Raw genomic sequence first — 25,189 nt, 5'->3', positions numbered from 1 at the left:
CCCGCCTACGGCGCGCGCCCGTTGCGCAGGCTGATCCAGCAGGCCATCGGCGATTCCCTCGCCAAGGAACTGCTCGCGGGCGAGATCACCGACGGCGACAACGTCAAAGTGAGTGTCAGCCCCGACGGTGACGGCCTGATCATCGGCAGGTGAGCGAGCGGCCTCGCTCCGGGCAGTGCTCGGAGCGAGGCCATCGACCCGCCGGGTCGGTCGAGGAGATCGTCGAACGCGTCCTACAGCCACGCGGGTCGACGGCAGCGGTCGGCGGGCTGAGGTCGTCCGCGAGGATCGCTTGCGCGGATCCGCGTCCGTCTTCGCCGCGCCGTCGGCGGTCTCGGCGATGTCTGCGAAGGGGATACTGCCTTCGTCGTGAGGCGCGGCAGGGTGGTGATCATCAATGCTTCTAGCGCGCAGTATGTTTCGCCCACAGGGGGCGAGCGTGCTGGATGTGGATCGATTGCCGGCGTGCGTCTCCCAGCAGGCTTCCGCACGGGCGAGGCACACCCGCCCACGAGGTGCGGGCGCGAGCGAGCGGACAAAGCCTACGCTGGAAGGCATGACCAACCCGAACGATCCGTGGGGACAGCGGCCGGAGGATGCGCCGACCGAGCACCTGGGTCCGCCGGGCAAATCCGGGTACGGTGGCCCCGCGCACACCGCCGAGTACTCCGAGGCATACGGCGCAGGCGCTCCGTCGGAGTATCCGCCGACGGAGCAATACGGGTCCTGGGGGCCGCCGCCGGGGCCGAACGCGACGCGCGCATTCCCGGCCTACGACTCCCAATGGCCCGCGTATCCGGACGGCGGCGCTGATCGTTGGCAGGGCACGGCGGGGCCGCCGGGTGGCGCGATGCCCCCTGGCGGTGGACCGCCGCCGGGGCCGCCGCGGCGCAACACCGGTCTCTGGATCGCCCTCGGCCTCGGCGTCGTCGTGCTGATCGGTGCGATCGGGGTGGTCGCGGGTGTGCTGCTGGGCGGCAGCGACTCCGGTTCGTCCGACACCGCGGCGGCCTCGACGCCGCGCGTCACGACACGGCCCGCGCCTGCGCCCAGGACCACGCAACCGAGCCCGCCGAGCGGGTTGCCCAGCGTGCCCGGCCTCGGCGACGTCGACGGGCTCGGCGCGACCATGGGCACCATCACCGCCAACGACGGAGGCACCTTGACGGTGAGTTCGGTGATGGGCAACACCATCACGGTGCGCACCGACGCGAACACCCAGGTGATCGCGTTGTCCGGCACCAAGGTGTCGGATCTGGCCGCCGGTGAGCTGGTCCTGATCCAGGGTGACAAGGCGCCGGACGGATCCATTCAGGCCAAGGTCATCATCGGTACTTCGCTGCCCGGCGGCGGACGATGAGCCGCCCGGACCGCCGTCGAAGCGGAGCACCGCGCATTCGCCCGGTGAGCGGGATCGATGACCGCTCCCGGTTCGCTCGGCTCGGCGCGGGGGTAATGACGGACCATGTCCGTCCGGGACCATTAGGCTAGGCGTCGATGACGGCAATGTGGTTCGGGTTGGCGGCGATCGCGCTCGTGGGCGCGATCGTGCTGCTGTATTTCGATCGGCTCCAGCGGCAGCGGACCGGTCACGCGCGACAGGTCTGGGCGAAGTCGCAGGGCTATACCTACGTGTCCGTGGAACCCGCGTTGGCGTCGACATGGCGGCGAGGCGCGTTGGCCAAGCTCGGCTATCTCTCCGCGGTCGACGTGGTCTCCGGCATCCGTAAGGGCGAGAAGTTCGTGCTGTTCGACTTGGAGGACTCCGCGACGCTGGTCGCGGTGCGCCGCCAGATCGGCTCGGACATCGACGTGGACATGCGGTTGAAGACCGCCAGCCCGCCCAAGGACCACGATCTGGAACTGCTCGGCGCCATCGGCGACCGCGTGGTGTTCGCGACGAACCCCGAAATCGCCAGGCACGCCGTCGATCAGCGCATGGTCGCCTTCATCGAGAACCTTCCCGACACCGTGCAGATGCTCTGGAGCGAGGGCAACTGGACACTGGGCATGCTGCTGGTGGGCACCACCTCGAAGGACTGGGAAAGCGCGATCGACGCCGTGCTGCGCCTGTCCGGGCTGCTGCACGTGCTGCCGCCGGTCAGCGAGCCGCGTTTCGACGGTGAGCCGGGCCGTCCGCGCCCCCGCGAACGTCAGCGGGGCGAGGATGTTCCAGACGTCGAGGACGACGCGGACGACCGGCCGCACGCCGAGGCCGAGGACGACGAGCGATCCGGCGAGGACGTCCACGCCGACGAGCCGGGCCCGGAACCGGCGCGCCGCCCCTCGCTCGCCGTCGTGCCGAACGCGCGTGCCCGCGGGCGGGCGGACGCCGAGCCGCGGCCGCGCGAGGAGCGCGACGAGGGTCGCCCCGATCGTGAGTCGCGGCAGCGTCCCGCCGACCCGCCAGGCGGGCCCTTCCACCCCGGATTCCGCCCTTACCAGGGACCCGTGCCGAAGTGATCGGCCGCGCGCCCACCGCAGTCGCAGCCGCGCGACTGCGACCGATCGCGCCGTCATGACCGAGCATCCGCATCCGAGACTGCCCGGCACCACTCGGCCGGTGGGCTTGGTCACCGGCCCGACCTCGGGAATCGGCCGCGGCTACGCGACCCGGCTGGCCTCGCTCGGCTACGACTTGGTGCTGGCCGCCCGGGACGAGCAGCGTCTCGTGGCCCTCGCGACGGACCTGGAGCACCGCTTCGGTACCCGCTCGCAGATACTCGTCGCCGACCTGGCCCGTGCCGAGGACCGCGAGCAGGTGGCGGCGCGCCTGACCGACGGCGTCGAATTCCTGGTCAACAACGCCGGTTTCGCGCACTCCGGCGAGTTCTGGACGGTGCCGCCCGAGCAGTTGCAGGCGCAACTGGACGTCAACGTCACCGCGGTGGTGCGGCTCACCAGAGCCGCGCTGCCGCCGATGATCGCGGCGGCGAACGGCTGCGTCGTCAACGTGGCCAGCGTGGCGGGCCTGATCCCCGGACGAGGGTCGACGTATTCGGCGTCCAAGGCCTACGTCGTATCCTTCACGGAAGGGTTGGCAGGGGGACTGGCCGGAACCGGAGTCCGGGTCCAAGCCTTGTGCCCGGGATTCGTCCGCACGGAATTCCACCGGCGAGCCGGCATCGAGATGCCCTCGCTGCCCGAAGCGCTGTGGCTGAGCGTCGACCAGGTAGTCGCCGGCTCACTGCGCGATCTGGAGAAGGGCCGGGTGCTCAGCGTGCCCGGAATGCAGTACAAAGCGCTCACCACCCTCGCCGGAGCGATCCCGCGAACCCTGGGGGCCCGGCTCAATCGCGGGCTGTTCAACGCACGCGGAAGGACTTGACATGATCGACGTGATTACCAACGACAGGGACCGGTTGGCCGCGCTGGTCCGCGAGCTCGCGGTCGTGCACGGCCGGGTGACCCTGTCCTCGGGCAAGGAGGCCGACTACTACGTCGACCTGCGCCGCGCGACGCTGCACCACGGCGCGGGCCCGCTGATCGGCAAGCTGCTGCGCGAGCTCGTCGCGGATTGGGATTTCGACGCCGTCGGCGGTCTCACCATGGGCGCCGATCCGGTCGCGCTGGCCGTGATGCACGCGCCCGGCCGCCCGATCGACGCGTTCGTGGTGCGCAAGGCGGCGAAGTCGCACGGCATGCAGCGCCAGATCGAGGGCCCGGACATCGTGGGTAAGCGGGTGCTGGTGGTCGAGGACACCACCACGACCGGGAATTCGCCGTTGACCGCGGTGCGGGCGCTGCGCGCGGCGGGCGCCACCGTCGTCGGCGTCGCCACCGTCGTCGACCGGGAAACCGGCGCTGACCAGGTGATCGCCGCGGAAGGGCTGGAGTACCGGTCGATCCTCGGCTTGAAGGATCTCGCCCTGGGATAGCCTGGAGCGCGGTCTAAGTCTTCGAAGGTGAAGGGTCGTGTGAGTCACCAGTGGTGAGCATTGCAGTCAACAGAAGTCGCGAAAACGTTGCGATGCTCGGAATCGGCGCTTACCGACCCAAGCGCCTGGTCAGCAACGCCGAGGTCTGCGAGGTCCTCGATTCCACCGACGAGTGGATCTACGAACGCACCGGCGTCCGCAACCGGCGCTGGATCAGCGGTGACGAGACGCTTCGGTCGATCGCGGCGGCGGCGGGCGAGCGCGCGATCGTCAACAGCGGCGTCGACCGGTCGAAGATCGGCGCCGTGATCCTGGCCACCTCCAGCTGGCTGACCCTCACCCCGCACGGCGCGCCACAGGTGGCCTACGACATCGGCATGAACGGCGTCCCCGCGTTCGACCTGACCTCCGGTTGCGGCGGCTTCGGCTACGGCCTCGGCGTGGCCGCGGACATGATCCGGTCCGGCTCCGCCGAATATGTGCTGCTGATCGGCGCCGAGACGATGACCGTCGGGCTCGACCCCACCGACCGCGGCACCGCGATGATCTTCGGGGACGGCGCCGGCGCGGTGGTGGTCGGCCCGAGCGACGAGAACGGCATCTCGCCCACCGTGTGGGGCAGCGACGGCGAGAACGCGGCCGCGATCATGCAGGACATCGACTTCCTGGAGTACATGCACCGGGCTCAGTCCATGCAGGGGCTCGACCCGGCTGCCGATCCGGTCGGCCGGATGTCGCTGCGGATGGAAGGTCCTCGGGTCTTCCGCTGGGCCGCGGTCACGCTGCCGCGCGCGCTGTCCACCGCGCTCGAGGTGTCGGGCGTGGCCAAGGAGGACATCGAGGTCTTCGTCCCGCACCAGGCCAACGCCCGGATCAACGAGCTGATGAAGAAGAACCTCGGACTGGCCGACGAGGTCCCGATGGCCAACGACATCGAGAACACCGGCAACACCTCGGCCGCGTCCATTCCGCTGGCGATCGAGGAAATGCTGGTCACCGGTAAGGCGAAGGGCGGGCAGACGGCTTTGCTGCTCGGCTTCGGCGCGGGCCTGAGCTACGCGGGCCAAGTTGTCACGCTGCCCCCCGCACCGGCCGAGCCGAGCTTCTAGAATGCGCCCGTTCCGAGCCGGGTTCCTCGCCGCGGCGGCGGTCACCGTCTACGGGGCCGTCACCGGGCGCGAGAAGGCGCAGTGGCTCGCGAAGCCGCTGTTGATGCCGCTGCTCGCGGCCGACGTGGCGATCGAAGGCAAGCAGCTGCCGTCGACCGAGCGCACAGTGCTGATCGGGTCGCTCGGTGCGGCCACCGTCGGTGACATTCTGCTCATCGATCCGGACGACGACCGCAGGCTCATCGCGGGCGCGTCGTCGTTCGCGGTGATGCAGGCCGGATACGCCACGCTGTGGTGGCGGATGGGCGGCAGGCCCGCCGCGCGGGTGGCGGTACCGCGGGTGATCGCGTGGCTCGGCGCGGCCGGGTTGCTGCGCAGGAAGGCGCCGACGGTGGCCGCACCGCTGACGGCCTACGGCGTCACCTTGGGCGCCGCGGCCGTGCTCGCGTCCGACCCGGCGCTCGCGCCCACCGCGAAAAACATCGCGGGGCTGAATATTCCGGGTGTCGATCCGCGCACTCGCCTCGGCCTCGGGGCACTGCTGTTCACCGTCTCCGACGGGCTGATCGTGCTGCGGCGGTTGTTCGCGCGCGGTCGGCGGGTCCGCCGGGTGACCGAAGGCGTGATCCTGGCGACCTACGCGGCCGCGCAGTACCTGCTCGCCGATCCGAACGCGCACGTTCCGCCGGTGATCACAGCACCAGAATGATGCGGTCCCGGTTCGCCGGGTCGACGCGGATCGAAAGGATCTCGCCGACCGCGAGCCGTGGTTTGTCGGCCGGGGTGGCGTCGAAAACAACAGTGCCGCGGTAGCTCTCGGAGCCGGGGACGGTCAGTTCGAGATCCAGTTCGGTCAGTTCGGTGTGATGGTCGGTGTGCTGCAGCGGGTGCACACCCTCGACCGTCGCCCACCCCTCCAAGCCGTGCCGCCACAACTGGCGATCCGCCTTGGACGGCCGCGCGGCCAGCATCATCCCGATGCCGAGGCACGAGCCGAACAGTCCGACCAACGCCACGATCTGATACGGCACGGTCCCCGGCGGCGTCCGCTGCACCACCCACCCCAGCCACAGCGCCAGCAGGATCAGATACCCGGCGGTCACCCCGAGCACCGTGCGCAGTATCCGCTCGTGATCCATACCAGCCTCCACCCCGAGTGCCAGACCTCCAGGATAGGCCCGAACCACGCGGTGGAACGGGCTATCGGCCCGCTCGGCTGCTGGTCAGGGCTTCAGGATCGAGGGTGACGGTGGTTTCGGCCAGTTCCAGTGCCACCGCATCGGACGTGTTCGCGGCCAACTGGTAGCCCCCGTCGATCAACGTATAGGCGGTCACGCCGACCGGCTCGAGGTCCACGAGCCAGTAATGCCTGATACCGGCTGCGGCGTATTCGAAGAACTTGGTCCGTCGATCGGTCCGGCGCGTGCCATCGGCGAGTACCTCGACCACGAGCAGCACTTCGCGGGCGTTCCAGGGCGGTAGGTTCGCGGCGATATCCGCGCTCGGGCCCACGAGGACGTCCGGCACACGCACGGTCGGTGGTGGACCGTCGTCGACCACCACTTCTGACTGCATGAGCACGCTGTAGCAGGAAGGCAGCTGTGGCTCGATCTGCATGGCGAGTCGCAAGGGCCGCCCGTTGGTGCCGCGACGGTGGGCGCGGCGACGCGATGAGAACACCCTCTGCGAGTTCGTAGAAACGACTGTTGTCCTCAGGTAGCGCGTTCCACTCCGCGAGCGTCAGAAGGTGATCCGGCCAGTACGATCCGATGGTCACAGCGCCCCCTCCGTGTCGATCCCCTGGGAAGTCTTGCACACGGCGTGCGGGGCAGGCGCGAGTTCAGCCCTTGAGTCGTAATACCGCCAGCACCCGGCGGTGGTGCGTCTCCGAGGGCGGCAGGTCGAGCTTGATGAAGATGTTGCCGATGTGCTTCTCCACCGCGCGTTCGGTCACGGTCAGGGTGGCGGCGATGGCGCTGTTGGACAGGCCTTGGGCCATCAGCTCGAGTACCTCGCGTTCGCGCGGGGTCAGGCGGGCCAGCGAATCCTGCTGACGCGAGGCTCCCATCAGTTGGCTCACCACCTCCGGGTCGAGCGCGGTGCCGCCGGTGGCCACGCGGTGCAGCGCGTCCACGAAGTCCCCGACATCGGCGACCCGGTCCTTCAGCAGATAGCCGACGCCGCTCGCACCGCCGGCCAGCAACTCGGTGGCGTAGCGGGTCTCGACCCACTGCGAGAACACCAGCACGCCGGTCATCGGATATTTGCGGCGCAATTCGATGGCGGCGAGCAGTCCCTCGTCGGTGTAGCTCGGGGGCATCCGCACGTCCACCACGGCGACATCCGGGTTGTGCGTGCCGACCACCTCGGCGAGGGTGGTCGCGTCGCCGACCATGGCGACCACCTCGTGGCCGCGTTCGGTGAGCAGTCCGGCCAGCCCGTCGCGCAGGATGGCGCTGTCCTCGGCGATCACGATGCGCAGACCGTCGCTCATCGCGACCCGGCCAGGGGCAGCACGATGGTCACCACGGTCGGTCCGCCTGCCGGGCTCCGCACGGTCAGCGTCCCGTCCACGGTGCGGGCCCGCGCCGCGAGGCCGGACAATCCGCTGCCCGCGCCGAGCGCGCCGCCCACCGGCGCCACCACGCCGCCGATGCCGTTGTCGCGCACCGTCACCGCGATGGTCCGTCCGTCACCCGGCAGGACCGACACCCATGCGCCGGTGGCCTGTGCGTGCCGCACCACGTTGGTCAGCAGCTCGGCCACCGAGAAGTACGCGATCGCCTCGATGGCCGGGCTCGGTCGCTCGGGCAGGTGCACCCGCAGCTCCACCGGCACCGAGCAGCGTGCCGTCAGCGTCTCCAACGCCGGTTCGAGCCCCAATTCCAATGCGGGCGGGTGGATTCCGCGCACCAGTTCGCGCAGTTCGGTCAGCGCCTCCTTCGAGCTCGCGCGCGCGTCGGCGATGAGGTCGCTGGGGTCGCCGCCCGCGGCGAGCCGATCCTCGGCCCGGCCCAGCGCCATCGCGATGGTGACCAGTCTGGCCTGGGTGCCGTCGTGCAGATCGCGTTCCAGTCTGCGCAGTGTCGCCGCGGAGTCTTCGACCGCGGTCCGCCTGCTCTCCTGCAGTTCGGTCACCCGGCGGTCGCGATCGGTCGCACCGAGCAGCGCGACGGTGAGCAACCCGTGCAACCAGCAGACGCCGCGCAGCGGCCACGGCAAGGCCAGGCAGCCGAGCAGACCCACCAGCGCGAACCCGAGCACCTTCGGCCAGCTGTCGACGTAGAACTCGCCGAACTGGACCATCGACGTGTGCTCGACACCGGACGCGTCGACGTTGGTCGGGCGGACCAGCGCCCACGGGATCGGGGAGAGCGCGGTGAACACGGTCATCGCCACCGCGACGAGCACGAAGTACCCCACCGCGACCCCGAGCACCGCCTGCGCGAGCAGGAACACCACCGCACGCCAGCTCGCCCGATCGGTGAACGCGCTCTTGAGGTAGCCGATCAGGCCGGGCGCGGGCGCGAACGGTGGAGGCGGCGCGACGGCGACGCCGAGCAGGTCTTTCGCCAGCGCGCGGTAGATCCGGCCCCACACCCGCCCGCCGAGCAGCATCAGGGCCGATACCGGCAGGCCGATGACGGTGATCGCGATATACAGCCCGCCGCCGAAGCCGAAGAACAGATAGGTGACGGCCAGACAGCCGATCACGAAAACGGTCAGGACGTAAACGAGATCCTTCCAGAACCGAGCGCGCACCGGTGCGAGCAGCACCGTGCGCAGCAGGTGCTCGCCCGGTTCGGGCGCATCAGGCGGCAGGTCGAGCACGAGGGTCGGTTCGGCGTGTGTCTCCGTCATGAGATCCATGGTGGTCGCGCCCGATTCGAGGTTCGATGGAGCTGTCCGCCGAAAATGTGGTGTAGCCCGCCACACCTACTACGATCCTGCTGATGAGCTACCCGCCGCAGCAGCCGCCGTACGGCTATCCAGCCTATGGGGCCTACGGACCTCCGGACCACCCGCAATCCACCACGATCCTGATCCTGGGCATCCTGAGCCTCGTGCTGTGCCAGTTCATCGGACCCTTCGCCTGGGTGATGGGCAAGCGGGCGCTCAACGAGATCGACGCGTCCGGCGGCACCATCGGCGGCCGCGGCAACGTCAACGCGGGCTACATCTGCGGCATCATCGCCACCGCGCTGATGGTCTTGAGTTTGGTGTTCCTCCTGTTGTTCCTGGTGCTCGGGCTGGTCGGTGCGTTCGCGGGGAGTTCGTCCAGCTACTGAGCCACCCGTCGCAGGCACGGCAGCCGGAATTAGCATCGTCGGCGTGAGTCACCCAGTGCCGGACGCGGCGGAGCAGGACCTACCCGGGCCGACGGAGTGGGGCGAGCACCCGAACGGCGTCGGTCCGTGGGCGGACGAGCACGCCGGGCCGCCGCCGGACGATCCGCGCCTGGACCCGGAATTGCTGGCCCACGGCGATCGCCGCAACGTGGTGGACGCCTACCGGTACTGGAGCCGCGAGGCCATCGTCGCCGACATCGACCGGCGCAGGCACCCCTTCCACGTCGCGATCGAGAACTTCGGGCACGACGCGAACATCGGCACCGTGGTGCGCACGGCGAACGCCTTCGCCGCCGCGGCCGTGCACATCGTCGGGCGCAGGCGGTGGAATCGCCGCGGCGCCATGGTGACCGATCGTTACCAGCACATCCGGCACCATGCCGACATCGGCGAACTGCTGGCGTTCAGCGAGCGCGCCGGGCTCACCGTGGTCGCCGTCGACAACGTGCCGGGCGCTGTCCCGCTGGAGACGGTCACCTTGCCGCGCGCCTGCCTGTTGCTGTTCGGCCAGGAGGGGCCGGGCGTCACCGAGCACGCCAAGCAGGCCGCCGTGATGACGGTGTCGATCGCGCAGTTCGGTTCCACCCGCAGTATCAACGCGGGCGTGGCCGCGGGCATCGCCATGCACGCGTGGATCCGGCAACACGCCGATCTCACTCAGGCGTGGTGATCACCGGACCAGCGCAGGGCCCTGTGAGCTGGAGATCTTCCGGCCCCGGGGCGCACCGGCACGATTGCACATCGCTTTCGTAACAAATCGGGCGCATAAATGCGTTCTGGCCTGGCACCATTGACCCATGACCTCGCGGAGCGACGACATCGAGGTGCCGAGCGTGGAGCACGCCGAGAACGGCTCCGCGGCACCGCGTCCGCCGATCGGACGGGCGCAGGCGGGCAGGGACGCCGCCGCGCCCGCGACGCTGTGGTCGGAACGGGCCGACATGGCCGAATCGGCGGTCGTCTCGCGGCACCTCCGCGCGCTGTGGGCGTTGCCGGGGACCGAACTCGGCGTGGTCGGCTGGCCCGCCACGAGGCGCGAGCGGGTCTTCGGCGCGTGGCACTACTGGTGGCAGGCGCATCTCATCGAGTGCGCGACCGACGCCGCGAACCGTGCGCCGACGCCGGTGCGCCGCAGGCGGATCGCCGCGCTGGCGCGCTCGCACCGCATCCGCAACATCACCGGCTGGACCAACCGCTACTACGACGACATGGCCTGGCTGGCCATCGCGCTGGAACGCGCCGAGCGCACCCAGGGCGCCGACGTGCGCAGCGCGCTGGCCGCGCTGGAGAAACAACTGCACGACGGCTGGCAGCCACAGGTCGGCGGTGGCCTGCCCTGGCGCATCGGCGCGGACTACTTCAACGCCCCCGCGAACGGGCCCGCCGCGATCGCGCTTTTACGCCTCGGGCGCGTCCAGCGTGCCCAGGAGATGGCCGATTGGCTGGACGCGACGCTGCGCGATCCGGAGACCGGGCTGATCCTGGACGGCATCCACCTGCCCTCCGGCGAGATCGAGCGTCCGGTGTTCACCTACTGCCAGGGCGTGGTGCTCGGCCTGGAGGCCGAGCTGGCCGTGCAGACCGGCGATCCGAAGCACACCGAGCGCGTGCACCGGCTGCTCGCGGCGATCGAGGAGCACATGACCACCGACGGCGTCATCGCAGGCGGTGGTGGCGGCGACGGGGGACTGTTCAACGGCATCCTGGCCCGGTACCTGGCGCTGGTCGCGGTGATGCTGCCCGGCGAGGACTCCGAACAGGTCGCCGACCGCCGCGCGGCAGCCGCGATCGTCACCGCGTCCGCCACGGCGGCGTGGCGGAACCGGCTTCAGGTCGAGGGCGAGCCGCTGTTCGGGCACGACTGGAGCAAGCCGGCGCAGCTGCCCGGCGGGAGCGCGGGAGCCGGCTACTTCACCTCCGGCGGCTCGGTGACCTCGTCGAAGGTGCCGGGACGCGACCTCTCGGTGCAGTTGTCCGGCTGGCTGCTCATGGAGGCGGCCTACCAGGTCAACGCCGCGGGGTTGTGAGGGTCAGCTCTCCGGCTCGAGCACCGCGCCGGGAGTCGTCTCGAGCGCGAAGTCCTCTGCGGGCTGGGCCATCTCCTGCCGGTAGTGCCGCACACCGAGCACCGTCCCGACGACCAGGCCCACCACCAGCGTGCCGATCACGATCGGCATCAGCCATTCCACCCGCTGCAGGAAGTTGCCCGCGTAGTACCCGATGAGCAGCAGCACCGGCGCCCACACGATCGCGCCGATGGTGCTGGCGACGGTGAACTTGCGATGTTCCATGCCCGCGGCGCCCGCGACCGTGGGGCACAGGGTGCGCACCCACGGGATCCACCGGGCGATCAGCACCGCGACGAATCCGTGCCGGTGCAGCAGCTCCGCGACGCGCTGCAGGTTGCGCACGTTGATGTATCTGCCGTTCTTCCGGGCGACCAAGTGCTGTCCCGTCCGGCGCCCGATGACGTAGCCTGCCTGGTTGCCCGCGATGGCCGCGACCATCGCGCCCAGCGACAGCGCCCACACGTGCGCCTCGCCCGAGGCGTGCGACGCCATCACGATGCCCGCGGTGATGAGCATCGAGTCGCCGGGCAGGAACAGGCCGAGGATCACCGCGCACTCGAGGAAGACGAAGGTCAGCACCACCGTCCAGACGAGCGCCGGGCCCGCCGACAGCAGCGGATCGAAACTGCCCACGGCTAGGGGCGAGGATTCCGTCGTCACCGGCTTCAGCGGGTGGGCTCGCTGGTCGAGGCGGTCAGCTCGCCCTCGACCGCATCGTCCGCGGGCGCTTTCCGGTTCATCAGCTTCTTCGCCACCGCGGTGATGCCGGGCAGGATCGACACGAAGACGATCAGCAGGAAGATCGCCTCGACGTGGTCCCGGATGAACGCGACGTTGCCCAGGAAGTAGCCGAGCACCGTGACGCCGCCGCCCCACAGGAGGGCGCCGACGATGTCGAACGCGACGAACTTGCGGTAGTCCATCCGGGAGACACCGGCCAGCACGGGCATGAAGGTGCGCACGATCGGCACGAATCGGGCCAGGACGATCGTCTTCGGTCCGTGCTTCTCGAAGAACTCGTGGGTCTGCGTGACGTAATGCTTCTTGAAGAAGCGGGTGTCCTCTTTGTGGAACAGCGCGGGCCCGATCGCCCGTCCGATCCAATAGGCGCACTGGTCGCCGGCGAACGCGACGAGGACGGTAGTGGGCACCAGCACCCAGATCGACACCGGCGGATTCGGCTGCGCGGCGAGCAGGCCGCCGGTGAACAGCAGGGAGTCGCCGGGCAGGATCGGGAACAACAGGCCGGTCTCGATGAAGACGATGACCAGGATGGCCGGCAGCACCGCATTCTTCAGCCACGTCTCCGTGAGCAGGTGCATCGGGTCGAGCAACTCGGTCAGCGCGAGGTTGCTCGTCACCGATTCTGTCGCTGCCTGCAGAATCACGTGGCCTCCTGTCCCGATACGGCTGGCTGAATCGCTTGCCACCGCGTCGGAAGCTGCCAGCGCAAATTACCGGCCCCACAGTACCGGCTCCGCCTGAGAATGCTCGTGCTGTGCGCAAAATTACCGGTGGGTCAACTTCGCGCACTCCCTCCCTGCATACCAGGCGAAACACCGCTGCCTTAGGGTGAAGGCTGACAAAATAGGTCTTTGCCGCACAACACGGAGGTCTTACTGTGCCCATCGCGACTCCGGAGGTCTACGCCGAGATGCTCGGTCGGGCCAAAGCCAATTCCTTCGCCTTCCCGGCCATCAACTGCACGTCGTCGGAGACGGTCAACGCGGCCATCAAGGGCTTCGCGGACGCGGGCAGCGACGGCATCATCCAGTTCTCGACCGGCGGCGCGGAATTCGGCTCCGGCCAAGGCGTGAAGGACATGGTCACCGGCGCGGTGGCGCTGGCCGAGTTCGCGCACGTGGTCGCGGCCAGGTACGACGTGACCATCGCGCTGCACACCGACCACTGCCCCAAGGACAAGCTGGACACCTTCGTCCGGCCGCTGCTGGCGATCTCCCAGGAGCGGGTCAACGCAGGCCGGAACCCGCTGTTCCAGTCGCACATGTGGGACGGCTCCGCGATTCCGATCGACGAGAACCTCGAGATCGCCAAGGAACTGCTGAAGGCCACGCACGCGGCGAACATCATTCTCGAGGTCGAGATCGGTGTCGTCGGCGGTGAAGAGGACGGTGTCGAGGCCGAGATCAACGAGAAGCTCTACACCTCGCCGGAGGACTTCGAGAAGACCATCGACGCGCTCGGCGCGGGCGAGAACGGCAAGTACCTGCTCGCGGCGACCTTCGGCAACGTGCACGGCGTGTACAAGCCGGGCAACGTCGTGCTCAAGCCCGAGGTGCTCGCCGAGGGCCAGCGCGTGGCGGCGGCCAAGCTCGGTCTCGGCGCCGACGCGCAGCCGTTCGACTTCGTCTTCCACGGCGGCTCCGGCTCGCTGAAGTCCGAGATCGAGGACTCGCTGCGTTTCGGCGTGGTGAAGATGAACGTGGACACCGACACCCAGTACGCGTTCACGCGGCCGGTCGCCGGGCACATGTTCGCCAACTACGACGGCGTGCTGAAGATCGACGGTGAAGTGGGCAACAAGAAGGCCTACGACCCGCGCAGCTACCTGAAGAAGGCCGAGGCCTCGATGGCGGCGCGCGTGGTCGAGGCGTGCAACGACCTGCACTCCGCCGGACGCTCGATCAGCGCCTGACCCTGATACACCCGTCAGGGGCCGAGTGCACATGAGTCTGGATGTGCGCGTGCTCGGGCCCGTGCGACTGCTCGTCGGTGGTGAACCGGTGGCGGTCGGCGGGCCCAAACCGCGAGCTCTGCTCGCCGCGCTCACGGTGAATCGGCGGCGCGCGGTGTCCTCGGCCGCGCTCGCCGACCTGGTGTGGAACGAGGATCCACCCGACTCCTATGCCGCCAGCCTGCAGGTCTTCGTCTCGAATATTCGCAAGGCGCTGCGGAATTCGGGGGTGGACCCGGCAACGGTGCTGCGTACGGAATCGTCGGGCTATCGGCTGGAGATCGACGAGACCGCATGCGATCTGGGTCGATTCGAGGCGGCGCGGGAGGCGGGCGCCCGTGCGGCCGACGCGGGCGATCACGCCGGCGCGGCGCAGCTGTTCGGCTCCGCGCTGCGCGAATGGAGCGGCCGAGCGCTGGCCGACCTGGCCGGACTGCAGTTCGCCGACGGCTTCGCCACCGCGATGGACGAGGAGCGGCTGCTGGCCGCCTCGGCTCGCATCGACGCCGAAATCGCTTGTGGTCGGGCTTCTTCGGTGATCGGCGAGCTGGTCGCGATGACCAATGAGCAGCCGCTGCGTGAACCGCTGTGGGGTCAGCTGATCACCGCGTTGTACTTGTCCGGACGTCAGGCGGACGCGCTGGAAGCGTGCCGGAAGGTGCGGGGGGTGCTGGCCGACGAACTCGGCATCGACCCCGGACCGGCACTGATCGACTTGGAGCAGCGCGTGCTGCGACAGGAGCCGCTGAGCACGGTCGAACTGCGGCAGGTCGAGCGGCTGGCCGCGGCGATGACCGAGACGGTCACCGAGGTGCCGCGCGCGGTGCGCAGCGGACAGCTGCGGATGCCGGACGGTCGCGTGGTGGCGATCGCCCAGGGCGGGCTGCGCATCGGCCGGATGACCGACAACGACTTGGTCCTGGAAGATCCGCGGGCCAGCCGCTACCACGCGCACATCATGCCGAGCCGCGCCGGCTTGCTGATCAAGGACCTGCATTCGGCCAACGGCGTCTTCGTCAACGACGAGGCGATCGACAGTGGCGCGCTGCTCGCCGACGGTGATCAGATCCGGATCGGCGGGACGATCCTGGTCTTCCAGGCGCTGCGCTAGTCGCAGGCGATTCCGTTGCCGTCGCGGTCCAGCCGCGCGTTGAAGCCGGGCTGCCCGCGGTACAGCGGCCCGGCGCCCTCCGCCCGCACCTGGTCGCAATCGGTGTAGATCCGCGGCGATCGCTCGGCGGGTTCCTCGGGTCGCTCGCTGTCGCCCTTCGGGCCGGAGCGATTGTGCGGGATCGGATGGTCTTCGTGCGGTCCGGCGATCGCGACGGCCGGAGCAGGCAGGGCGGACGCCGCCTGCGGCAGAAGCGCGCTCGCTCCGGCCGCCAGCAGCGCCGCCCCGATCGCGGGCGCGATGCGGAGAACTGACTTGGTCACGCCTTCCATCCTGCTCCGGGATCGGCCGGTGCGCCGGTGCGATTCACTCGCAGGCGACGCCGTCGTTGTCCCGGTCCAGGTGCGGGGCGTAACCCGGCTGCCCGCGCAACAGCGGAGCCTTGCCGGCGTTGCGGACCTCCGTGCAGTTCTTGTAGGAGGGGCCGCCCGGGGGGACTTGCGCCGGTGGGTTGTTCCGCTGCGGCGGATTCGGCTGCTGCGGATTGTTCGGGGCAGGTGGGGCAGCTTGCGGCGGCGCCGCGGGCGGTGGGCAGAACTGCGCGGACCCGGAGGCGCAGAGCAGGTCGGTGAGCGGGTCGGCTGCGGCCACGGGTGACCCGAGGGTGAGCGCGGCGGTGGTGAGCAGGCAGGCGGAGCCGACGCCGAGCAGGGTGCGCAGGAGTGTGTTCTTCATGTGATCCGTTCTCGGTCGGCGCCGGGCACGGTGAAGGCCTCGGCGGCAACGGGTTCGAACTATGACCCGGAGCGGTGCCCCGGACGGCCACTCTCCCCGACTGGAGTCGTCGCGAAGTGGACGCTAGCAACGCTGGACGCCGCGGCCGGTGCAAATGAAGCAAATTCATGCTTTTTATTGGGCGTGTCGGTCTGCCGGTCTCCGAAAGTCGAACGCGGTAGGGTCGTTCCGCTGGTTCGTGTCCGCAAGGTTCGTGTCCGCAATGGATTCCGAGGGGTTTGCTATGGCGATGCGAATGCCGGCCGCCGTCGGTGCGGTGGTGATCGGCGCGGCAATGCTGGTCTACGCCGATGGGCCCGCCGCGGCCGCGCCCGAAACGGCCGCCGCTGTTCCGGGAGTGGGGCCGTGCGCGACCGACCCGGTGGCGACTCACGAGCCACTGGTGCCGAAAACGCTGGAGGTGCCGATTCCCTATCCGGTGGTCACCGTGCTCCCGGCGAATGCCCCCGAACCCACGCCGAAGCGCACGCGGATGGAGCTACCGCCGGACCCCTGCGTCAACCCCTGCCCGGATCTCACCGATCTGCCCGGCGCGCCACCGAGTCTCGCGGCTCAGCTCGGAATCCCGGAGATCCTGCTGAATCCCAAGCCGTTCCACTTCGCGATTCCCGGTCCCGGTCCGGACCCCGGCCAGGTGCCGCCGCCGCCCGCGCCGGTGCGGCCGCCGGTCGAACCCGCGGCGCAGTCACCGGCCCGGCCCGCGCCGCGGCTGGGCCCCGCCCGCGAGGTGGCGAAGCTGACCGGCGCGAACTCGGTGAACCGCACCGACAAACGGTGGCAGGTGGACGGCACCGACCTCGGCATCATGTGGGAGAGCGCGCCGGGCGAGATCGCGACCGCGTTCGGCGACACCGTGGGCCGCGGCTTCCATCCGCCCGGTGGCATGGGGCTGGATTGGCGGAGCAACGTGCTGGCCTTCAGCACCGATCGCGACCTCGCCGACGGCGTGACCTTCGACCGGATGGTCACCGACGATCGGTGCCACGCCGCCGAGGTGCTCTCCAGCCGCAAGCTGGACAACGTCGAGGTCACCACCATTCCCACCTCGGGTTTCGCGCTCGGCGAGCGGCAGTACCTGAGCTACATGTCGATTCGGACCTGGAACAGCCTGCCGGGCACCTTCTTCACGAACTACGGCGGCATCGCCTACTCCGACGACCACGGCCAGACCTGGACGAAGGACCCGCACGCGCGCTGGGACAACATCTTCGGTCTGGCGAATTTCCAAGTCAGCGCGATGGTTCCGCACGAAGGTCACGTCTACATGTTCGGTACGCCCAACACCCGCCTCGGCGCGGTCGGGCTGGCCCGCGTGCCGGAGGACCAGCTGCTCAACACCACGGCCTACCAGTACTGGCGCGACGGCGCGTGGACTCCCGTCGGAGGATTCGGCTCCGCCACGCCGATCGTGGACGGTCCCGCCGGTGAACTGTCCGTCCGCTACGACGCCGCCCGTGGCGTCTGGCAGATGAGCTATCTGGACACGACGAAGGCCGCCATCGTCGTACGGGAATCGGACACACCGCAGGGCGTGTGGTCGGAGAGCACGCCGACGGTGTCGGCGTTGAGCTATCCCGAGCTGTACGGCGGGTTCATCCACCCGTGGTCGTCCGGGACGGACTTCTATTTCACCCTGTCGACCTGGAGCGACTACAACGTCTACCTGATGCACTCCGTGCTCGGGGAGTGACCCCCGCGCTAGCGCAGCCGGACCTCGGCCACCGCGCGGCCGAACAACTTCCGCCCTTCGGAGGTGCCGCCGAGCAGGATGGTCGCGGTGCGCGCACTCGGGTCCAGCGACTTGATCCGGCCGGAGAAATCGACCGTGCTCGCCGCGTCGGCGGCGACCGGGACGAAGCCGGAGAACCGCACGCTGAACTTCTGGATGGCGGTCGGATCGCCCAACCACGCGGCGAGGTAGCCACCGGCCAAGCCCATGGTCAGCATGCCGTGCGCGACCACGGTCGGCAGACCGGCCAGCTGCGCGGCGTGGTCGCTGAAGTGGATCGGATTGGCGTCCCCGGACACGCCCGCGTAGTTCGCCAGGTCGCCGCGGGTCAGCCGGAAGGCGCCGTCGGGAAGCCGATCGCCTGCGGTGAGTTCGTCGAACGTGGGCGCCGTGTGCACGGTCGTCATCTCGTGGCCGTCCGGCTCGACCAACGGGCCGACGCCGAGCGGCACCAGCGCGTCATCGTGCGCCGTATCGGCGGCGGCTGCCGGGGATTCCAGCGGGCGCCCGTGCATCATGATGTTGTCGACCACATCGCTCAGGGAGGCGTCGACCTCGGCGCCGCGGCGCGCGACGATCGTGGTCGACCCGACGATGGCGACCTCGCCGTGCTGGTTGCTCAGCGCGAAGCGCACCACGATGAAGTCGTTGTCGCCGAACTGGCGAATCGACTCGATGACGATCTCGCTGCGCATCCGGTCACCGGCCAGGATCGGCCGGTAGATCTCGAAGACCTGATCGGTCTGCAGGAACTGGGACAGGTCGTACTGGATGAGCACCGAGTCCAGCAGCGCCCTGGTCGCGGTCATCCCGATCACCGAGGCGAAGGTCGGCGGCGCGATGATCCCGGGATACCCGAGCGCGCGCGCGTCGGCTTCGCGCTGATGCGCCGCGTGGTGGTTTTGGACCGCGCGGGCGAACTCCCGCACTTTCTCCCTGCCGACCTCGTAATGGTCCCGCACCCGGAATCGCCGTCCGGCCTGCGTCGCCGGAACGACATCGATGTCCGGCCGTGCCATCGTCTGCTCCCTGCTCATGATCCGGGCCATGCTACTGGCGATCCGGACCATTGACCAGGTGAATGTGACGGGCGCGACCGGCATCGATGTTCATCGGCTATCGCGTGGCCGGTTGGTTACTGGGTGCTGCCGGGCGGGTCGCAGACCTTCCATCCGTCGTCGGTGCGCTGCAGGTCGAAGGTGCGTGCGGACCGCTTCGCCGGATCGGCGTCGGTGTACACCGTGGCCTGCGCGATGGCGGTGTCCTCGGTGATGCGGATGGCGTCGATGCTGTCCACCACCGGGATGGTCTTGCGCTCCACCGACTGCTTGTGCACGCCGGCGAACTGATCGCTCGGGATGCCCTGGTAGAAGTCGTGCAGCGGACCGCACGTGGTGGACCGCAGAGCGTCCAGGTCGCCTGCCTTCAGCGCGTCGGTGTAGCTGGTGATCGCGCCGCGCACCTGCGCTTCGGGGGAGTCGTCGCCGGACATCGTGACGAGTGCCACGACCACCGCGACCAGCGCGAGCACCAGCGCGCCCGCCGCGCCCAGCACGATCAGCCGTCGATCGGGTCGAGCCGGGCCGGTGGCGGACGCCCCGGCGCCCGGCTGCGGAGCCGGGGGGATCCGCTGCGGCGGCGCGACGGGCCGGGTCTGCGGCGCGCGCGGACCCGACATCGACTGCGCGGGCACCGTCTGCTGGACGTCCGCGGGCGACGGCGCGGTCGCCACCTGGCGCGGCCTGCCTTGGGGACGCGGCGGTGACGGTCGGGTCTCCTCGACTCCTGGTCCGTGCTGCGGCGGCGCGGAAGGGCCGTGCGGGCCGGGCTGCTTCGGACCGGCCGCCGGACGGGGCGTGCTCGGCGGCTTCGTGATCGGAACCGGTCCCGCCGAGGGCGGGACCACACGATCGGTCCCCGGCCTGCCACCGTCGGCGGGGCGCTGGACGGGGAGCGCGACGGTCTTTGCGTCGTCCCGGCTGACCACCGGCATCGCCATCGTCACGTCTTCCGAACCGGGCGGGTTCTGCTGATCGCCGGATTCCCCGGTCTGCTCCGGCGCGGAAGCCGCCGGCCCGGCCGGGGGCTGGGGTTTGCGGATCACGACGGTCGCGGATTCGACGCCCGGCGCGACAGCCGCGTTCCGCGACTCCGAGCCGGTGGGCACGCCGGATGCAGTGGCGTCACCTGGCGCGCCCGGCCCCGCCTTCTTCGCGGCCGCTGCCGCCGGGCCCGCTTTCGTGCCGGACTCCGGCGCGGCCTTGTCCTGCGTGGGCCGAGTCGATTGTGGCGCGGCGTCTTTCGGAGCGGAACCGCTTGCAGGGGCCCCGCCCGGCGCGGATCCGCGCGCCGGGCCAGACGGCATCTGATCCCGTTTGATCACCACGGTGCGCGCTTCGCCCGGCTGGTTCGGTGCGAAGCCGGGCTTCGCCGCGCCGGCCTCCGGCTGCTTCGGCGCGGCCTTGCCGCCGATTTCGGCGGTCTCCGCATCGGCGTTCGGGGGCCGATTCGGTTCGGACGTGCCCGCGCCGGAACGCCCCGGTTCACCGGCCTGGCCCGCCGGGGGGTTCGCCTGGCCGGGGCCTGCCGGTCCGGCGGGCGCCGTGCCCTTGATGCCTGGCGCGCTCGACGCGGCCGAGCCGCCGGGCGTGCTCTTGCCGCCCTCGGGTTGCGCGGCCGGTCGGCTCACCTGGGGACGGGCGGTGGCGGGAGCGTTCGGATCACCGGTGCCGCCGGTCGCCGAGCCGGGTGCGCCGCCCGCGGGCTTCGGGGCCCAACTCGGCGACGGAGCCTTCGCTCCGGGGCCGGAGGAGGGTGTGCCCTTGGCGCTCATGCCATCGGGCGCGACTGACCCAGCGAGGGGCCCGGCCGCCGGAGGGTTCGCCGGGGCAGGACGGGCCGGGGGGCTGGTGCGGTTGTCCGGGGTTGCGAGCTTGCCGCCGGGGTTTACGGAGTTCGCGCTCGGCGCGGTGCCTGCCGCCGGAGGGTTCGCGGGGGCAGGCCGGTTCGCGGGGCTCGTGCGGTTGTCCGGAGTTGCGGGCTTGCCGCCGGGCTGCGCGGAGTTCGCGCTCTGCGCGGTGCCTGCTGCCGGAGGGTTCGCGGGGGCAGGTCGGGCTGGGGGGCTGGTGCGGTTGTCCGGGGTTGCGGGCTTGCCGCCGGGGTTTACGGAGTTCGCGCTCGGCGCGGTGCCTGCTGCCGGAGGGTTCGCGGGGGCAGGTCGGGCTGGGGGGCTCGTGCGGTTGTCCGGGGTTGCGGGTTGGTCGCCGGGGTGTGCGGAGTTGGCGCTCTTCGCGGTGCCTGCCGCCGGTGCGGGGGCCGGTGAGTTCGTCTTGCCCGCGGGGCCGTTCGCTGGTTTCGCACCCGCCGTGTTCGACGGTGCGCCGGTGCCTTCGGCCGAGACCGGACCGCTGCCCGAGCCGGCGGGCGCTTCTTTCGCACCTTCGGCTCGCGGCGCGGCGGGAGCAGGGCCGCGGGTGCCCGCCTCCGCCTTCGGGCTCGTCGCCGCCTTCGGACTGGTCGCCGACGCGGCCGCACCCGAGGCGGAATCGCCGGTGCCCGATGGCGCGGTAGTCGGCCGCTGCGGCTTGGCGATGCGTTCGGTGGGCGCGGCAGACGCCGCCGGGCCGTCCTTGCCGGGGGCCGGGATGCGTTCCGTGGCAGCGCCGGGGCGTGCGTCGGCCCGGGCGGCGTCGGCCGGTTCGGCGCTGTCGGGCGCCGGATTCTTCTCGTCGTTCGGGTCGGACACGCACACCCCTCGTCAAAGCGGAACTGTTTGAACTCGACGGCCAGCCTAATGGTCGCCGCCCGGCGAAGTCCGGCATCGCTCCACGTCGATCCGAATGGACTCCGAGCCGCTCGCGTGCGCGGCGGCGGCGGGACGGCGCACCAGTACGGCCGCCTGTCGAGCAACCCGTCGCGCGGTGCAGAATGAACCGCATGACCTCGTTCGGTGACCTGCTCGGCCCGCAGCCGGTACTGCTACCCGAAATCTCCGACGCCGAGGACGCGCTCCTCGACAACGTCGATCCGGTGCGGGTCGCGGCGGAGCACCCCGCCGCCTCGATCGCCTGGGCGTATCTCGCCGAGGCGGCGCTGACCCGCGGCGAAGCCCAGGACGAGGCGATCAACCACGACATCCTCGCCGCGTACGCGTTCGCCCGCACCGGCTACCACCGCGGCTTGGACCTGCTGCGCCGCAACGGCTGGAAAGGCTTCGGTCCCGTGCCGTGGAGCCACGAGCCCAATCGCGGCTTCCTGCGCAGCGTCGGCGCGCTGGCCCGCGCCGCAAAGGCGATCGGCGAGACCGACGAGTACGCCCGCTGCCTCGACCTGCTGGAAGACTGCGACCCCCGGGCGGCCGCGGAGCTCGGCCTCGACTGAGTCGTAGTGATCGGTGCACCGCGTAGCGACTCGATGAGCAACGGCGTCCGGGTGAGGGGTGCGTTCGACCCGATGTCCCGGATCAGCGTGACCCGTGCCAACAGCATGGCGAGGTTGCGCACGTCGTGGGCGCGGCTGCGCCGGTCGATGCTGCCGATCATCCAGTGTTCGGTCGGCGCCGCGCTGGCCTGGTTCCTCGCGCATCACGTCATCGGTCACGCCCTGCCGTTCTTCGCGCCGACGGCCGCCGTGGTGTCGATGGGCATCTCCTTCGGCGCGCGGCTGCGTCGCTCGGTGGAACTGGTGGTCGGGGTCGCGGTGGGCATCGGCATCGGCGACCTGTTCATCTCCCGCGCGGGCACCGGCGTATGGCAGATCGCGCTGGTGGTCGCGGTCGCCATGGCCGCGGCGGTGTTCCTGGACGGCGGTTCGGTGATCACCGTGCAGGCGGCCGGTTCCGCCGTGCTGGTCGCGACGTTGCTGCCGCCCTCGGCGGGCGGCGGGCTCTCCCGCATGATCGACGCCTTGGTGGGCGGTCTGGTCGGCGTGGTCGTGGTCGCCGCGATTCCCCTGCATCCCGTGCGCAGAGCGCGGACGCTGGCCGCGGACATCCTCGGCGTGATGGGGAAGTCGATCACCCAGTGCGCCGACGGACTGCTCGAGCAGGATCCGGAGAAGCTGCACCACGCGCTCACCGCGATGCGCGCCACCCAGCCGCAGATCGACTCCTTGCGCGCCACGCTGGAGGGCGGCCGCGAGATCAGCCGGATCTCGCCGCTGTACTGGAACTCCCGTCCGCGTCTGGAACGCATCAGGGCCACGGCCGACCCGCTGGACAACGCCATCCGCAACACCCGAGTCCTGTTGCGGCGCTCGCTGACTCTGGTGCGGGACGACGAGATCCTCGATCCCGGTTTGATCGACGAGGTGGAGCGCCTCGGCCAAGCCGTGGACGTGGTGCGCCGGATGATGCTGGCCGATCCGGGTGAGCAGCCCGACCAGGCCGAGGCCGCCCGCGTACTGCGCTCGGTCGCCAAGGGCGCGCGCCCGGAACTGGTAGCCGGGGCGGGGCTTTCGGCGCACGTCGTCTTCGCGCAGGTGCGTTCGACGCTGGTAGATCTGATGCAGGTGTGCGGGGTGCAACGTATCTCGGCGATTGCCCTGCTGCCGCCGACGGTCAAGAACCCCTACGTGCAGCCCCAGGTCTGAACCCTTACTACTCAGCGGTATTCGGACATCCGTGCCGGACACGTGGTCCGCGTCCGGCGCTGCGAGTCGAGATTTCGATCTTCGGGTAGTCCGCTACTCGCGTTCCGGGCGGTCTTCCGCCATAACTTTGCCTTGTGACCGCGAGTCGCGGGGTATCGCGGTCGACCACTTCGCACGTGGACGAAAAGGACCCTCGGCCAAGGGGTGTGATGGCCGAAGGCGGGGCGGATCGGAAGCGTGCGAAGTAGCGGGGCCGCCCGGCCGATCCGACCGGGCGGCCTCGCGCCACACACCGACCATCGACCTCAGGCGCGAATCGCCGAGGTTCAGGTCCAGAATCGCGTCAGATAGCCGCCGTAGCGCGACCAGTTCGACGGCACGCCGGACAATTCGAACAGCGCGTACACCGCGTCGAAGAACACTTCGTTGATGGCCGGGGTGAACAGCAGCGCGAACAGGATCAGCATGCCGAACGGCTTGAACTGATCCAGCGAGCGTCTGGTCTGGTAGCTCAGGGACGGCTCGACGATGCCGTAGCCGTCCAGTCCCGGCAGCGGGACGAGATTCAACAGCGTCGCGGTGATCTGCAGGAACGCAAGGAAACTCACGCCGAACCAGAACGCGGGATGGGCGCTGGAACTGCCGAGGACACGAACGGTCACCAGCAGCAGCACCGCGCACAGCGCGTTCACGGCGGGGCCGGCCCCGCTGATGATCCGCTGCGTACGCGGCGCGACATTGTGCGTGTGCACGTAGACCGCCCCACCCGGCAGACCGATCCCCCCGAGCGCGATGAACACCATCGGCAACACGATCGACAGCAAGGGATGGCTGTACTTCAGCGGGTTGAGCGTCAGGTAGCCGCGCAACTCGACCTCGCGATCGCCCGCGCGCCATGCCATGTAGGCGTGCGCGAACTCGTGCAGGCACAGCGACACCACCCAGCCCGCCACCACGAAGACGAACACTCCGGCCTTGGCCCTGGTCGAGTCCAGCGGTGCGTCCCAGGCCAGCGCGCCGCCCACCGCGGTCAGGGCGATCACGAGCAGGAACACCGGGCTCGGCCGCACCGCGCGCGACCTGCGATGGATCGGAACGCTCATCGCACGAGCAGCCACGGTTCGTGATGGCGGTAGAAGCTCGAGCGCGGCACCGGCCGATCGGCCTGGACGCCGTCCCGGGTGACGATCGCGCCGGGCGTGCCCAGCTGCGCCGCTCGTCCCTCCAGCCAGCGCCGCTTGCGGAAGCCTTTGCGCACGCTCGCCCGCACGCCGGGCGGTTCCAGGCACGGCGAGACGAGCATGGCCGTCACCTGCCCGGAGAACAGCAGGGTGTCGTCGACGTACGCCTCGCCATCCAGCTTCTCGCCGCCGACGCCGGTGATCACCGCGCGCCCCGCGAGCACCTTGCCGGTGTCGTCGCGTACCAGCGGCGTTTCCACCGCGCGGCCTTCGATGGCGCGCTTGGCGGCGGCGTTGCCGGTGCCGGTCTGGTAGGCGCGCGACGCGTAGGTCCGCTCGACCGGCACGTAGCCGATCTCCACGTGCAGGCGTTCGGTGCGCATCAGATGGGTGAGCACCGCGGCCAGCGCCACGTCCACACCCAGCACGATCAGCCGGGGCAGGCTGTCGGCGGCCAGCACGGGAAGTAGCTCGTCGATCACTGCGGGAGCGGGGATGGCGGCCGTCTGGGTGGTCGGCAGTGCTGCGAGCGCGATGGGTACGGGTGCGCCGTCGCAGCGGAGAACATGGGTACTCAAGCTGCCGTACACCCTCCTCGGTTCGAGCCGACACCGTCGGGCCCCTCGCCATCGCGGCCGAACCCGCTGCGGCTCGTCCGTGCGCACCGGGCTGCCGCTCGGCGTG

The 25,189-nt window shown here is 70.2% G+C and carries 27 protein-coding genes; 15 read left to right on the top strand and 12 right to left on the bottom strand.

The genetic code is table 11. The features are described 5' to 3' along the window. The 7 genes from GVY64_RS31600 to GVY64_RS31570 form a co-directional block, all read left to right on the top strand. On the top strand, positions 1-153 hold a 153-nt coding region (locus GVY64_RS31600), incomplete at its 5' end, for a hypothetical protein (RefSeq protein ID WP_159849466.1). Positions 154-556: 403 nt separating this feature from the next. After that, positions 557-1,360, top strand: a complete 804-nt coding sequence (locus tag GVY64_RS31595) for a DUF5666 domain-containing protein (RefSeq protein WP_159849464.1) — start codon at positions 557-559, stop codon at positions 1,358-1,360. A 137-nt stretch (positions 1,361-1,497) separates the two neighbouring features. Beyond that, entirely contained in the window at positions 1,498-2,463 is a 966-nt protein-coding gene (locus GVY64_RS31590) for a hypothetical protein (RefSeq protein WP_442939655.1), read from the top strand. 55 nt (positions 2,464-2,518) lie between these two features. Beyond that, positions 2,519-3,328 carry an SDR family NAD(P)-dependent oxidoreductase gene (locus GVY64_RS31585; protein WP_159849462.1) on the top strand — a complete coding sequence of 270 codons (810 nt, stop codon included), beginning with the start codon at positions 2,519-2,521 and terminating at the stop codon, positions 3,326-3,328. Between the two features lies 1 nt (position 3,329). Beyond that, the gene (pyrE, locus tag GVY64_RS31580) at positions 3,330-3,878 is read left to right on the top strand and encodes an orotate phosphoribosyltransferase (protein ID WP_040870748.1); all 549 of its coding nucleotides are present in this window, start codon (positions 3,330-3,332) and stop codon (positions 3,876-3,878) included. Positions 3,879-3,928: 50 nt separating this feature from the next. Beyond that, a complete protein-coding gene (locus GVY64_RS31575) occupies positions 3,929-4,987 on the top strand; it encodes a beta-ketoacyl-ACP synthase 3 (protein ID WP_159849460.1) in 1,059 nt (352 codons plus the stop codon). Between the two features lies 1 nt (position 4,988). Beyond that, the gene (locus tag GVY64_RS31570; RefSeq protein ID WP_159849458.1) at positions 4,989-5,696 is read left to right on the top strand and encodes a lysoplasmalogenase family protein; all 708 of its coding nucleotides are present in this window, start codon (positions 4,989-4,991) and stop codon (positions 5,694-5,696) included. On the opposite strand, the gene GVY64_RS31565 is transcribed toward GVY64_RS31570, so the two are convergent. The 4 genes from GVY64_RS31565 to GVY64_RS31550 all read right to left on the bottom strand — a co-directional run bounded on the left by GVY64_RS31565 (position 5,680) and on the right by GVY64_RS31550 (position 8,848). After that, positions 5,680-6,126: a hypothetical protein gene (locus tag GVY64_RS31565; protein ID WP_159849456.1), complete on the bottom strand. Its 447-nt coding sequence runs from the start codon at positions 6,124-6,126 to the stop codon at positions 5,680-5,682. The genes GVY64_RS31570 and GVY64_RS31565 overlap by 17 nt on opposite strands. A gap of 61 nt (positions 6,127-6,187) precedes the next feature. Further along, positions 6,188-6,562, bottom strand: a complete 375-nt coding sequence (locus GVY64_RS31560) for a Uma2 family endonuclease (protein ID WP_159849454.1) — start codon at positions 6,560-6,562, stop codon at positions 6,188-6,190. Positions 6,563-6,827: 265 nt separating this feature from the next. Then, the gene (locus GVY64_RS31555; protein ID WP_159849452.1) at positions 6,828-7,481 is read right to left on the bottom strand and encodes a LuxR C-terminal-related transcriptional regulator; all 654 of its coding nucleotides are present in this window, start codon (positions 7,479-7,481) and stop codon (positions 6,828-6,830) included. Further along, positions 7,478-8,848, bottom strand: a complete 1,371-nt coding sequence (locus GVY64_RS31550; RefSeq protein ID WP_159849450.1) for a sensor histidine kinase — start codon at positions 8,846-8,848, stop codon at positions 7,478-7,480. Before GVY64_RS31550 ends, GVY64_RS31555 begins: the two co-directional genes overlap by 4 nt. Before the next feature lie 92 nt (positions 8,849-8,940). On the opposite strand from GVY64_RS31550, the gene GVY64_RS31545 reads away from it, so the two are divergent. The 3 genes from GVY64_RS31545 (at position 8,941) to GVY64_RS31535 (ending at position 11,363) form a co-directional block, all read left to right on the top strand. After that, positions 8,941-9,276: a DUF4190 domain-containing protein gene (locus GVY64_RS31545; RefSeq protein ID WP_159849448.1), complete on the top strand. Its 336-nt coding sequence runs from the start codon at positions 8,941-8,943 to the stop codon at positions 9,274-9,276. Positions 9,277-9,319: 43 nt separating this feature from the next. After that, positions 9,320-10,006, top strand: coding sequence for a TrmH family RNA methyltransferase (locus tag GVY64_RS31540; protein ID WP_159849446.1), 687 nt, complete (start codon positions 9,320-9,322; stop codon positions 10,004-10,006). Positions 10,007-10,277: 271 nt separating this feature from the next. Next, entirely contained in the window at positions 10,278-11,363 is a 1,086-nt protein-coding gene (locus tag GVY64_RS31535) for a glycoside hydrolase family 76 protein (RefSeq protein ID WP_159849482.1), read from the top strand. Positions 11,364-11,366: 3 nt separating this feature from the next. Here GVY64_RS31535 and GVY64_RS31530 read toward each other — a convergent pair whose 3' ends face one another. Both GVY64_RS31530 and GVY64_RS31525 read right to left on the bottom strand, forming a co-directional pair. Continuing rightward, entirely contained in the window at positions 11,367-12,065 is a 699-nt protein-coding gene (locus GVY64_RS31530) for a DedA family protein (RefSeq protein ID WP_159849444.1), read from the bottom strand. A 5-nt stretch (positions 12,066-12,070) separates the two neighbouring features. Next, positions 12,071-12,727 (bottom strand): DedA family protein, encoded by a 657-nt coding sequence (locus tag GVY64_RS31525; protein ID WP_159849481.1) that lies wholly within the window; start codon positions 12,725-12,727, stop codon positions 12,071-12,073. A 299-nt stretch (positions 12,728-13,026) separates the two neighbouring features. On the opposite strand from GVY64_RS31525, the gene fbaA reads away from it, so the two are divergent. Further along, positions 13,027-14,061 (top strand): class II fructose-bisphosphate aldolase, encoded by a 1,035-nt coding sequence (fbaA, locus tag GVY64_RS31520; RefSeq protein WP_159849442.1) that lies wholly within the window; start codon positions 13,027-13,029, stop codon positions 14,059-14,061. Positions 14,062-14,092: 31 nt separating this feature from the next. Then, positions 14,093-15,211: a BTAD domain-containing putative transcriptional regulator gene (locus GVY64_RS31515; protein ID WP_159849440.1), complete on the top strand. Its 1,119-nt coding sequence runs from the start codon at positions 14,093-14,095 to the stop codon at positions 15,209-15,211. Here GVY64_RS31515 and GVY64_RS31510 read toward each other — a convergent pair. Beyond that, positions 15,208-15,534 (bottom strand): excalibur calcium-binding domain-containing protein, encoded by a 327-nt coding sequence (locus GVY64_RS31510; protein ID WP_236567406.1) that lies wholly within the window; start codon positions 15,532-15,534, stop codon positions 15,208-15,210. The genes GVY64_RS31515 and GVY64_RS31510 overlap by 4 nt on opposite strands. Positions 15,535-15,577: 43 nt before the next feature. After that, the gene (locus GVY64_RS31505; RefSeq protein ID WP_159849437.1) at positions 15,578-15,946 is read right to left on the bottom strand and encodes an excalibur calcium-binding domain-containing protein; all 369 of its coding nucleotides are present in this window, start codon (positions 15,944-15,946) and stop codon (positions 15,578-15,580) included. A 283-nt stretch (positions 15,947-16,229) separates the two neighbouring features. Between GVY64_RS31505 and GVY64_RS31500 the strand changes: the two genes are divergently transcribed. Continuing rightward, on the top strand, positions 16,230-17,696 hold the full coding sequence (locus GVY64_RS31500; RefSeq protein ID WP_159849435.1) for a DUF4185 domain-containing protein: 1,467 nt from the start codon (positions 16,230-16,232) through the stop codon (positions 17,694-17,696). Between the two features lie 8 nt (positions 17,697-17,704). Here GVY64_RS31500 and GVY64_RS31495 read toward each other — a convergent pair whose 3' ends face one another. Then, positions 17,705-18,772, bottom strand: coding sequence for a fused (3R)-hydroxyacyl-ACP dehydratase subunits HadA/HadB (locus GVY64_RS31495; protein WP_159849433.1), 1,068 nt, complete (start codon positions 18,770-18,772; stop codon positions 17,705-17,707). A 98-nt stretch (positions 18,773-18,870) separates the two neighbouring features. Then, complete coding sequence (locus GVY64_RS38175) at positions 18,871-21,480, bottom strand: Rv0361 family membrane protein (RefSeq protein WP_236567411.1); 2,610 nt, start codon at positions 21,478-21,480, stop codon at positions 18,871-18,873. Between the two features lie 191 nt (positions 21,481-21,671). On the opposite strand from GVY64_RS38175, the gene GVY64_RS31485 reads away from it, so the two are divergent. After that, a complete protein-coding gene (locus GVY64_RS31485; protein WP_159849431.1) occupies positions 21,672-22,115 on the top strand; it encodes a DUF3151 domain-containing protein in 444 nt (147 codons plus the stop codon). 72 nt (positions 22,116-22,187) lie between these two features. Beyond that, positions 22,188-23,324, top strand: coding sequence for an FUSC family protein (locus GVY64_RS31480; RefSeq protein WP_236567410.1), 1,137 nt, complete (start codon positions 22,188-22,190; stop codon positions 23,322-23,324). Between the two features lie 326 nt (positions 23,325-23,650). Here the strand turns inward: GVY64_RS31480 and GVY64_RS31475 are convergent, their stop codons facing one another. Next, positions 23,651-24,427 carry a site-2 protease family protein gene (locus GVY64_RS31475; RefSeq protein WP_159849429.1) on the bottom strand — a complete coding sequence of 259 codons (777 nt, stop codon included), beginning with the start codon at positions 24,425-24,427 and terminating at the stop codon, positions 23,651-23,653. Then, positions 24,424-25,083, bottom strand: a complete 660-nt coding sequence (locus tag GVY64_RS31470) for a hypothetical protein (RefSeq protein WP_236567404.1) — start codon at positions 25,081-25,083, stop codon at positions 24,424-24,426. The genes GVY64_RS31475 and GVY64_RS31470 overlap by 4 nt, the downstream gene beginning before the upstream one ends. Positions 25,084-25,189: the final 106 nt, after the last annotated feature.

The sequence above is a fragment of the Nocardia sp. CY41 genome, from assembly GCF_009829325.1.
In the GTDB taxonomy this organism is placed as follows: domain Bacteria; phylum Actinomycetota; class Actinomycetes; order Mycobacteriales; family Mycobacteriaceae; genus Nocardia.
The sequence above is the reverse complement of the archived record's forward strand: the minus strand, read 5'-3'. Positions and strand labels throughout refer to the sequence as shown.

Bases quoted from the DNA above. Each gene is read 5' to 3' on its own strand.
- GVY64_RS31565 (WP_159849456.1), bottom strand. From the start codon at position 6,126: ATGGATCACGAGCGGATACTGCGCACGGTGCTCGGGGTGACCGCCGGG.
- GVY64_RS31495 (WP_159849433.1), bottom strand. From the start codon at position 18,772: ATGAGCAGGGAGCAGACGATGGCACGGCCGGACATCGATGTCGTTCCG.
- GVY64_RS31555 (WP_159849452.1), bottom strand. From the start codon at position 7,481: ATGAGCGACGGTCTGCGCATCGTGATCGCCGAGGACAGCGCCATCCTG.
- GVY64_RS31535 (WP_159849482.1), top strand. From the start codon at position 10,278: ATGGCCGAATCGGCGGTCGTCTCGCGGCACCTCCGCGCGCTGTGGGCG.
- GVY64_RS31545 (WP_159849448.1), top strand. From the start codon at position 8,941: ATGAGCTACCCGCCGCAGCAGCCGCCGTACGGCTATCCAGCCTATGGG.
- GVY64_RS31485 (WP_159849431.1), top strand. From the start codon at position 21,672: ATGACCTCGTTCGGTGACCTGCTCGGCCCGCAGCCGGTACTGCTACCC.
- GVY64_RS31500 (WP_159849435.1), top strand. From the start codon at position 16,230: ATGGCGATGCGAATGCCGGCCGCCGTCGGTGCGGTGGTGATCGGCGCG.
- GVY64_RS31550 (WP_159849450.1), bottom strand. From the start codon at position 8,848: ATGACGGAGACACACGCCGAACCGACCCTCGTGCTCGACCTGCCGCCT.
- GVY64_RS31505 (WP_159849437.1), bottom strand. From the start codon at position 15,946: ATGAAGAACACACTCCTGCGCACCCTGCTCGGCGTCGGCTCCGCCTGC.
- pyrE (WP_040870748.1), top strand. From the start codon at position 3,330: ATGATCGACGTGATTACCAACGACAGGGACCGGTTGGCCGCGCTGGTC.
- GVY64_RS31590 (WP_442939655.1), top strand. From the start codon at position 1,498: ATGACGGCAATGTGGTTCGGGTTGGCGGCGATCGCGCTCGTGGGCGCG.
- GVY64_RS31515 (WP_159849440.1), top strand. From the start codon at position 14,093: ATGAGTCTGGATGTGCGCGTGCTCGGGCCCGTGCGACTGCTCGTCGGT.
- GVY64_RS31585 (WP_159849462.1), top strand. From the start codon at position 2,519: ATGACCGAGCATCCGCATCCGAGACTGCCCGGCACCACTCGGCCGGTG.
- GVY64_RS31475 (WP_159849429.1), bottom strand. From the start codon at position 24,427: ATGAGCGTTCCGATCCATCGCAGGTCGCGCGCGGTGCGGCCGAGCCCG.
- GVY64_RS31560 (WP_159849454.1), bottom strand. From the start codon at position 6,562: ATGCAGTCAGAAGTGGTGGTCGACGACGGTCCACCACCGACCGTGCGT.
- GVY64_RS31595 (WP_159849464.1), top strand. From the start codon at position 557: ATGACCAACCCGAACGATCCGTGGGGACAGCGGCCGGAGGATGCGCCG.
- GVY64_RS31525 (WP_159849481.1), bottom strand. From the start codon at position 12,727: ATGCACCTGCTCACGGAGACGTGGCTGAAGAATGCGGTGCTGCCGGCC.
- GVY64_RS31570 (WP_159849458.1), top strand. From the start codon at position 4,989: ATGCGCCCGTTCCGAGCCGGGTTCCTCGCCGCGGCGGCGGTCACCGTC.
- GVY64_RS31480 (WP_236567410.1), top strand. From the start codon at position 22,188: ATGTCCCGGATCAGCGTGACCCGTGCCAACAGCATGGCGAGGTTGCGC.